Source organism: Mycobacterium sp. NS-7484 (assembly GCF_001953975.1).
Lineage (GTDB): Bacteria > Actinomycetota > Actinomycetes > Mycobacteriales > Mycobacteriaceae > Mycobacterium.
On sequence record NZ_MBEJ01000089.1, the window covers coordinates 1 to 7,099 of the forward strand.

The 7,099-nt window shown below is 64.1% G+C and carries 10 protein-coding genes and 1 pseudogene; all 11 read left to right on the forward strand.

Annotated features, from left to right (window positions below):
- Positions 1-685, forward strand: a 685-nt coding sequence (locus A5733_RS27535) for a hypothetical protein (RefSeq protein ID WP_198938836.1), incomplete at its 5' end; no start/stop codon positions are given.
- A gap of 43 nt (positions 686-728) precedes the next feature.
- A complete protein-coding gene (locus A5733_RS15835; RefSeq protein ID WP_076240794.1) occupies positions 729-1,070 on the forward strand; it encodes a hypothetical protein in 342 nt (113 codons plus the stop codon).
- Between the two features lie 288 nt (positions 1,071-1,358).
- Positions 1,359-1,496 (forward strand): hypothetical protein, encoded by a 138-nt coding sequence (locus tag A5733_RS27540; RefSeq protein WP_158070617.1) that lies wholly within the window; start codon positions 1,359-1,361, stop codon positions 1,494-1,496.
- A 457-nt stretch (positions 1,497-1,953) separates the two neighbouring features.
- Entirely contained in the window at positions 1,954-2,154 is a 201-nt protein-coding gene (locus A5733_RS15840; protein WP_083666228.1) for a hypothetical protein, read from the forward strand.
- A gap of 40 nt (positions 2,155-2,194) precedes the next feature.
- Entirely contained in the window at positions 2,195-2,632 is a 438-nt protein-coding gene (locus A5733_RS15845) for a hypothetical protein (protein WP_076240796.1), read from the forward strand.
- Complete coding sequence (locus A5733_RS15850; protein WP_142254025.1) at positions 2,589-4,259, forward strand: hypothetical protein; 1,671 nt, start codon at positions 2,589-2,591, stop codon at positions 4,257-4,259. Before A5733_RS15845 ends, A5733_RS15850 begins: the two co-directional genes overlap by 44 nt.
- Positions 4,256-4,423 (forward strand): hypothetical protein, encoded by a 168-nt coding sequence (locus tag A5733_RS27545; protein ID WP_158070618.1) that lies wholly within the window; start codon positions 4,256-4,258, stop codon positions 4,421-4,423. Before A5733_RS15850 ends, A5733_RS27545 begins: the two co-directional genes overlap by 4 nt.
- A complete protein-coding gene (locus A5733_RS15855; protein ID WP_076240798.1) occupies positions 4,413-4,631 on the forward strand; it encodes a hypothetical protein in 219 nt (72 codons plus the stop codon). The genes A5733_RS27545 and A5733_RS15855 overlap by 11 nt, the downstream gene beginning before the upstream one ends.
- Entirely contained in the window at positions 4,632-5,918 is a 1,287-nt protein-coding gene (locus A5733_RS15860) for a phage portal protein (RefSeq protein WP_076240799.1), read from the forward strand.
- Positions 5,918-6,694: an HK97 family phage prohead protease gene (locus A5733_RS15865; RefSeq protein ID WP_076240800.1), complete on the forward strand. Its 777-nt coding sequence runs from the start codon at positions 5,918-5,920 to the stop codon at positions 6,692-6,694. Before A5733_RS15860 ends, A5733_RS15865 begins: the two co-directional genes overlap by 1 nt.
- A gap of 29 nt (positions 6,695-6,723) precedes the next feature.
- Positions 6,724-7,099, forward strand: a pseudogene (locus A5733_RS15870) (phage major capsid protein); the annotation flags it as partial.

Sequence of the window (7,099 nt, forward strand, 5' to 3'; positions counted from 1 at the left end):
CGACGTCGAGAACGGCAGAGCCACAAAGCAAGGCGAGGCATCCACACTGCTCGACGCCCTCAACAACGCGCTGAGCACCATCGTGCGGGACCTATGCGAATCCCGCGGCCAGGCCGTGCCCGCGCTCAGCGCCTCGGGCTGTGCGCGCTGGCTGGCCGCCAACGTCGGCGCCATCGCGTGCGACGAGTCAGCGGGCCACGTGCACGGCGAGATCCTGGCCTACGTCAAGCGCATCGAGCGGGTGATCGACCGGCCCGCCAAACGCGTCTGGCTCGGACCCTGCCCAACCTGGGACGAGCAGGCGCGCAAGGCGTGCGGCACCGACCTCTACGCCATCGAGGACGCGGTCGAGGTCTACTGCCGCACATGCCGCAGCACGCACAACTGCAACCGGCTGAAGCTGTTGCAGCAGAACGACATTGAGCGCAAGCTACTCACCTGGGATGATGTACTCCGCGCCAACAAGTGGCAGCCTGATGACTGCCGCGTATCCGAACGCACACTGCGCAGCTGGCGCAACACCGGCCGGCTCAAGCCCCGAGGCTGGCTGCGACCCAACGGACGGCACGGCGGCACCCAACACAGCACCGACGACCAGCCGCTCTACCGCTGGTCAGATGTGCGCAGGCTGCGGGCCGAGAAACCGCAACGCGTGGCCACCGGAGCGGCGGCGCGCAAGCGATGACAGAACGCGACATTATCGGCAACCAGCAAACGAGGAGAACGACATGAGTGAGCCCGTCTGCCTGCCCGACTTCGAGGGCTGCGACGACCCGATGACCACCGTGCGCCAGTTGGCGCAATGGACCATCGACCAGGGCACCCCGGAATGGGCCCAGATGCTCAAGGTGTCCGAGGAAGCGGGGGAAGCCGCCCAGGCGTACCTGCGCCACGTCAAGCGGCCACCCACCGACGCCCCCGACCCGTGGAGTGGGCAGGACGTGGTTTACGAGCTGGCTGACACCGCCATCGCCGCCCTGGTGGCCATTCAGCGCCTCAACCACTGGGACGCCGAAGTAGTCCTCACCGCGCGACTCGACATCCTGCGCCAGCGGTTCCTGGCGGGCTGAACCATGATGACCTACGAGCAGTGGCTTGACGGGTTGAGTGAGGGCGGGAAGTATCCGGTCAAATCCTCCCCCATCATCGCGGAGTCGTACCGCCAGTACGTGGCTCGATTCGAGGCCGACAACCCGACATAAGGAGCGGTGATGTTCGACTTCCCACCACAAGCTTTGGTGCCGATCAGGTGGTGTGACTGCGAGTGCTCCCGCTGCCTAGCGGAGTGTCACTACCAATGCGAGACGGGCGTCCATATCCCGTTCCGCACGTCGCCCGACCCGACATAAGGCACGGAGATGAGCAACGACAACCATCCGCTGACGTGGGATCAGCTGCGGCCCTACGAGCAGGAGCAAGGTGGCTACTGGCTGTACGGGCCGGACTGCGACGTATACGGCAACGGCAAAGTCTGGGTGCCGGTCAGGCCGACATAAGGCATGGTTACCGGTGGTCAACCCAACCTCGGTGATACTCTTGCCGCATCGCCTGGGACTGATCGACCATGCCCGGAAACTCTCGCTCAGCAAACACCATGCCAGGGCAACCATCCATCCCGATGCATGAATATGCATGACCCATGCGCATAACCATGCACGGATTATGCAGCGGGAACGTCGCATAACCGCAGGTCAGACGGGGTATGGGGTATAAATCGCTCTGACCAGCGCAAATGGAAACCTCCCCCGCGGTAGGCATCCTCTCCCCCCGCGAGAAAATGTCGCGATTCGCATGGTTATGCAGGGCTTTATGCATGGGTCATGCACGCCGAGGAGGTGCAGCAAATTGCCTGCTACGCACCAGGAAATTCGGGCGATTCGGGGGTCGCGCCGGTATCGGGAGTTGCGGGCCGAGTTTCGGGCGCACTGCGCTGACCAGCAGCTTCCGTGCTGGATGGATGGTAAGCCGATCGATTACAGCCTGCCGTCGGATCATCCAGACTCGTGGAGCCTCGACCATGCGCACACGGTGAGCGAGTTTCCGGAGTTGGCGCTGGATCCGGCCAACTTCCGGCCGTCGCATCTGGATTGCAACAAGCGCCGCGGCAACAGTGCGCCGTTCATTCAACTGGGTGCGCCGAGTGAGGACTGGTGACCATGTTTGTTGGAGCGTTTGTGCTGGTCGGGGGCTTGCGGTGAAGGCTGCTGAGCGGGTGGAGCGGGAGCAGAAGATTCTGCACCTGTGGATCGCGGGCGCGTCGTATCCGCGCATCGCGCAGGTGGTGGAGCTGTCAGCGCGGCAGGTGGAGCGGGTTGTTCGGTCGGCGCTGGCGGCCGGGGCGTCACGGCGCGCGCTGCTGACCGAGGAAGCGCTCGCGGTGCATCAGGAGCGGTTCGACCGGCTGTTCAACGCGCACTTCGGTCGGGCGCTGGAGGGTGATCACAAGTCGGCTGAACTGTGCCGCAAGATGCTGGACCAGAACGCGCGGCTACAGAACCTCTACGAGGACGCCACACCGTTGCCAGCCCCGACGACCACGCCTCTGACCAGCGACGATAGCGACGCTAAGGAGAGCGAGGAGCCTGTCGATGAGCTCTCGAAGCTCCGCGCTCGTCGCGGCACCGCCGGCTAAAGGCTGCACGACTCCGCGGCTATTCACGCCGCCGCTGCCGTCGAACTGCGACACCGAACGCACGGATGGTTGCCTGTGTGGCTGCGGGCTGAACCCTGATACGTCGTGGGGTTTCGAGTGCATCGAGTTCCTGGAGAACGTGCTGCATTGGCAGCTGATCCCGTATCAGAAGTGGCTGTACATCCACGCCCTGGAGAAGGATGAGACCGGGCTGGGGTTCCGGTTTCGCACGCTGATCATTCTGATTGCGCGCCAGAACGGAAAAACCCAGTGGCTCAAGGGTCTTGGGCTGTGGAAGATGTACCTGGACGGCGCCGAGATGGTGCTGATCACCGCGCAGAACTTGGCGCTGGCCGAGAAGACGCTGGCCGAGGCTATTGCGGACGTGAAGGCGAATCGTCTTCTGCGCCGCGAGTATCGGCGCCACTCGACGACGAACGGCAAGTTCAACCTAGAGCTGAAGTCGATCAACGACTGTCGCAGGGCGCAGGGCCTCAAGCCGCTGGAGACGCCCAGCGCGGAAAATCCGCGCGAGTGGCGGACGACGCCGACGACCCGCAAGGGCGGCCGGTCGCTATCGGTGGATCTGGCGATGCTCGACGAGCTGCGCGAGCACCAGACGTGGGAAGCGTGGAACGCGATCACGCCGACGACGAAGTCTCGGCCGCGTTCGCTCAACGTGGGTGCGTCGAATGCTGGCGATGCGTCGTCGGTGGTGCTGCGGTCGCTGCGTGACGCCGCGATCGGGAAGATCGAGACCGGTGCGACGGTGAACACTCAGGTGTTCCTGGCGGAGTGGTCGATCCCGGAGGTCGATGAGGCCGGCGAGGCTGTGGACTTCACGGATCCGCGGTACTGGCCAATGGCGAACCCGGGGATGGGTTACCTGCCGGGGCACACCTTGCGTGACATGCAGGGCGTCCTGGAGGAGATGCAGAACGACAACATCTCGGGGTTCCAGACCGAGTACTGCTGCATGTGGGTGTCGACGCTGAAGCCGGGCATCCTGCCGGCGCCGGATTGGAAAGACACGACCGACAAGGCGTCGCGACGCCGCGAGGATGCGCCCCTGTGGGCGTCGCTCGACATCAATTTCGAGCGGACGAAGTCCTACATCGGCGTGGCGGCCGAGCGGGCTGACGGCTGGCACAACGAGGTCATTGCGGCGGCCCGCGGCACGGATTGGGTGTTGCCGTGGTTCCTCGATCCGAAGCGTCTCATCGAGGACGAGGCCGGCCCGATCGAGGTCGACGGGAAGCGGTACCGGTCGAAGTTCGTCGGTGTGGTGATCCAGGCTCGTGGCGCTCCGGCGTCCGGGCATATCGAGATGTTGCGTGAAGCCGGCATTCCGGTCGTCGAGCTCGGCGGCGCGGACCTCACGCAGGCGTACGGCGACTACCTGGACAAGCTGCGGGGCCACCGCGTGTGGCATCGGCCGTCGCCGGCGCTGGATGAGGCTGCGGCGATCGCGCAGAAGAAGAACCTGGGCGATGCCTGGGTGTTGGACAGGAAGCAGAACGACTGCTCGGCGGTGATCACCGTGATTCAGGCGACGTGGGGCGCGACGAAACCGGTTGAGCCGGTGCTGCGGTCGGCTTACGAGGACGAGGGGTTGATGGTGGTATGAGGCGACAGATGGCGAAGGCGTTGCGGCGCTGGGCGGATCGGCTTGACCCGGGCCCGCGCATCAACTACCAGATCCTTGTCGGTACCAAGGGGCCGGTGGTGAACGGCGACCTGGCCCAGCAACGTCAGCGGGAGGTTCGACAGGCGGCTTTCCATGTGGGGTAGGCGCCATCCCGGTCTGAACCGCAAGGTACTGGTGTCGCTGTACTCCGGTTCGGCGGTGTCTGGCGTCCTGACTGACGTGCGGGGTACATGGCTGATCGTCAAGTCCGCGACGGTGTTCGAGCCGGAGATGCAGCCGGCCCAGGCTGATGGCGAGATTCTGATCGAGCGCGCGAACGTCGACTACATCCAGATCGTGGGCGGCGAGTAGATGCCTTTCATACAGTCAGCAGGCGCGATTCAAAGCCTGTCGCGGCCGAGCGTGCCCGCGGTCCAGAAGATTGACCTGTCGCCGTGGGTTGCCATGGACTACTTCGAGATCTGGCGTCGACAGCCTTCTGTGCGGCGCACGGTATCGTTCCTCGGCCGCAACATCGCCCAGCTCGGCATCCACATGTTCGAGCGGCGCGGCGACACCGATCGCAAACGTGTGACTGCACACCCGCTGGCGCGACTGATGCAGCAGCCCAACAGGTTCACGACCCGGTATCGCTTTCTGAACACCCTGGTGCACGACTTCGCGATCTACGACTGCGCCTACTGGTGGAAGATCAAGGCCGCAGACGGGCAGCGCAAGCTCATCCATCTGCCGGCGCCGCTGGTCACGCCCAAGGGTGACAACTGGATGACGCCCGAGGAGTTCGAGTTCCGCGGCACCAAGGGTGCCCGGATGATCCCCGCCGACCAGATCGTCTATTTCCGTGGATACGGCGGCATTTCGGACGCGGGTGTCTCGCCGATCGAGTCGCTGCGCCAGGTCTTGCGCGAGGACTGGACCGCGTCGGAGATGCGTGACCAGATCATGCGGAACGGCGCGCGGCACTCCGGCTTCATCACGCGCCCAGAGGGGGCGCCGCAGTGGTCGGATGATGCGCGCGAAAGGTTCAAGAAGGATTGGCAGACGAAGTACGCCGGCGCGATGGCTGCCAACGGCGGCGGTACCCCTCTCCTCGAGGACGGTATGACGTTCACCGCGGCGTCGCAGACTGCGAAGGATCTGCAGTACATCGAGTCCCGCAAGCTGACGGACGAAGAGGTGGCGCGGACGTACTTCATTCCGCCGCCAATGATCGGCATCTTGGATCACGCGACGTTCTCGAACATCGAAGAACAGCACCAGATGCTGTACCAGGACACGCTCGGGCCCTGGCTGTCGATGTTCCAAGACGAGATCGAGTTGCAGCTGCTGCCCGAGTTCGAGCCGGTCAAGCCCGAGGGCTTCTACATCGAGTTCAACCTGATGGAGAAGTTGAGCGGCAACGTCGAGAAGCGCGATGAGTCCATCACGCGGTCGGTCGGCGGGCCGTGGCGAACCATCAACGAGGGCCGTGCGCTGGCCAATATGCCGCCGGTCGAGGGCGGCGACGAGCTGATTCAGCCGCTGAATGTCACCCAGAACGGCGACCGGGACCCGATCCAGGCCGAAGAAGATCCGAAACCGGCGATGACTCCGACGGATAAGCCGGATCCCGAAGACGAAGACGAGCAGGAGGACTGATGCTCACCAAGAACACCCCCGCCACCAACATCAAGGCTGGCCGTGAGGATGGGCTGAAGGACGGCGAATTCATCGTCTACCCATCGACTTTCGTCAAGATCCCCGATTCGTACGGCGACATCGTGGCCCCAGGTGCGTTCCTGAAGGACATCGAAACCTGGATGAATTCGGGCCTGGTGCTGCCGGGGCTGTTCGGGCATCGAATGGATGACCCCGACTTCTGGGTGGCCGGCGCCCAGGACATGGGCGAGGACAACCACGGTTGGTGGGTCAAGGGCATGTTCGACCTCGAATCGCCCAAGGGCAGCCACGTCTATCGGCTTGTGAAGGGCCGCAGGCTCAATCAGCTGTCCTTCGCGTACGACGTGATCGACGAGGCTGGTGTCGAGCTCGACCATGGCGTGCGGGCCAACGAGCTGCGTGAGCTGAAGGTCTACGAGTTTTCGTTCGTCCCGATCGGGGCGAATCAGGACACCTCGGTGGTGGCGGTGAAGTCGATCCTCGACCACGTCACTCAGGAGGTCAAAGCTGGCCGCGTGCTTTCGGCCAAGAACGAGAGTGCACTTCGCGATGCACACGCTGCCATCGGCACGGTGCTCGGTGCTCTCGAAAGCACATCTGACGAGGAGAAGGCCAGCGGCCCTGACGCGTCTCGCCAAGCGCCTGCGGGGGATACCCCGGAGGGTCAGCCTCGTGAGGCCAGCCAGAAGTCGTCCGTCGACCCCTCGGCGCTGCTGGAAGCGATCTCGGCGCAGATCGAAGTCGAATTCGCTTAACTACCAACAACTCCGAAGGAGAAACGCGCATGAGTGCACGTCTGGCCGCCCTCAAGGAACGGGCCGACCACGAAACCAAGAACGCCCGCGACATCGCGCAGAAGGCTCTCGACGAGGGCCGCGAGATGACCGACGACGAGGCCGCCGACTACAAGAAGTCGATGGACACCCTCAAGGACGTGCTGGAGACGGTGAAGACCGTCAAGGCCGACGAGGAGGTGATGTCCAAGGCACTCGACTTCTCGAAGGCCCTCGGCATTGAGGTGCCTGACACCCCACTGGTGCCCGTCCGTAAGTCGCTCGGCGAGCTGGTCACCAACTCCGCCGAGTTCAAGGCGCTGGTGAAGGGCTTCACCCAGTCCGACGGCACCGTCCGGTTCCCCGAGAAGGCTCGGGTGCAGTCCG

Coding starts and splice junctions, on each gene's coding strand:
- A5733_RS15835 (WP_076240794.1), top strand. CDS start 729: ATGAGTGAGCCCGTCTGCCTGCCCGACTTCGAGGGCTGCGACGACCCG.
- A5733_RS27540 (WP_158070617.1), top strand. CDS start 1,359: ATGAGCAACGACAACCATCCGCTGACGTGGGATCAGCTGCGGCCCTAC.
- A5733_RS15840 (WP_083666228.1), top strand. CDS start 1,954: ATGGATGGTAAGCCGATCGATTACAGCCTGCCGTCGGATCATCCAGAC.
- A5733_RS15850 (WP_142254025.1), top strand. CDS start 2,589: ATGAGCTCTCGAAGCTCCGCGCTCGTCGCGGCACCGCCGGCTAAAGGC.
- A5733_RS27545 (WP_158070618.1), top strand. CDS start 4,256: ATGAGGCGACAGATGGCGAAGGCGTTGCGGCGCTGGGCGGATCGGCTT.
- A5733_RS15855 (WP_076240798.1), top strand. CDS start 4,413: ATGTGGGGTAGGCGCCATCCCGGTCTGAACCGCAAGGTACTGGTGTCG.
- A5733_RS15860 (WP_076240799.1), top strand. CDS start 4,632: ATGCCTTTCATACAGTCAGCAGGCGCGATTCAAAGCCTGTCGCGGCCG.
- A5733_RS15865 (WP_076240800.1), top strand. CDS start 5,918: ATGCTCACCAAGAACACCCCCGCCACCAACATCAAGGCTGGCCGTGAG.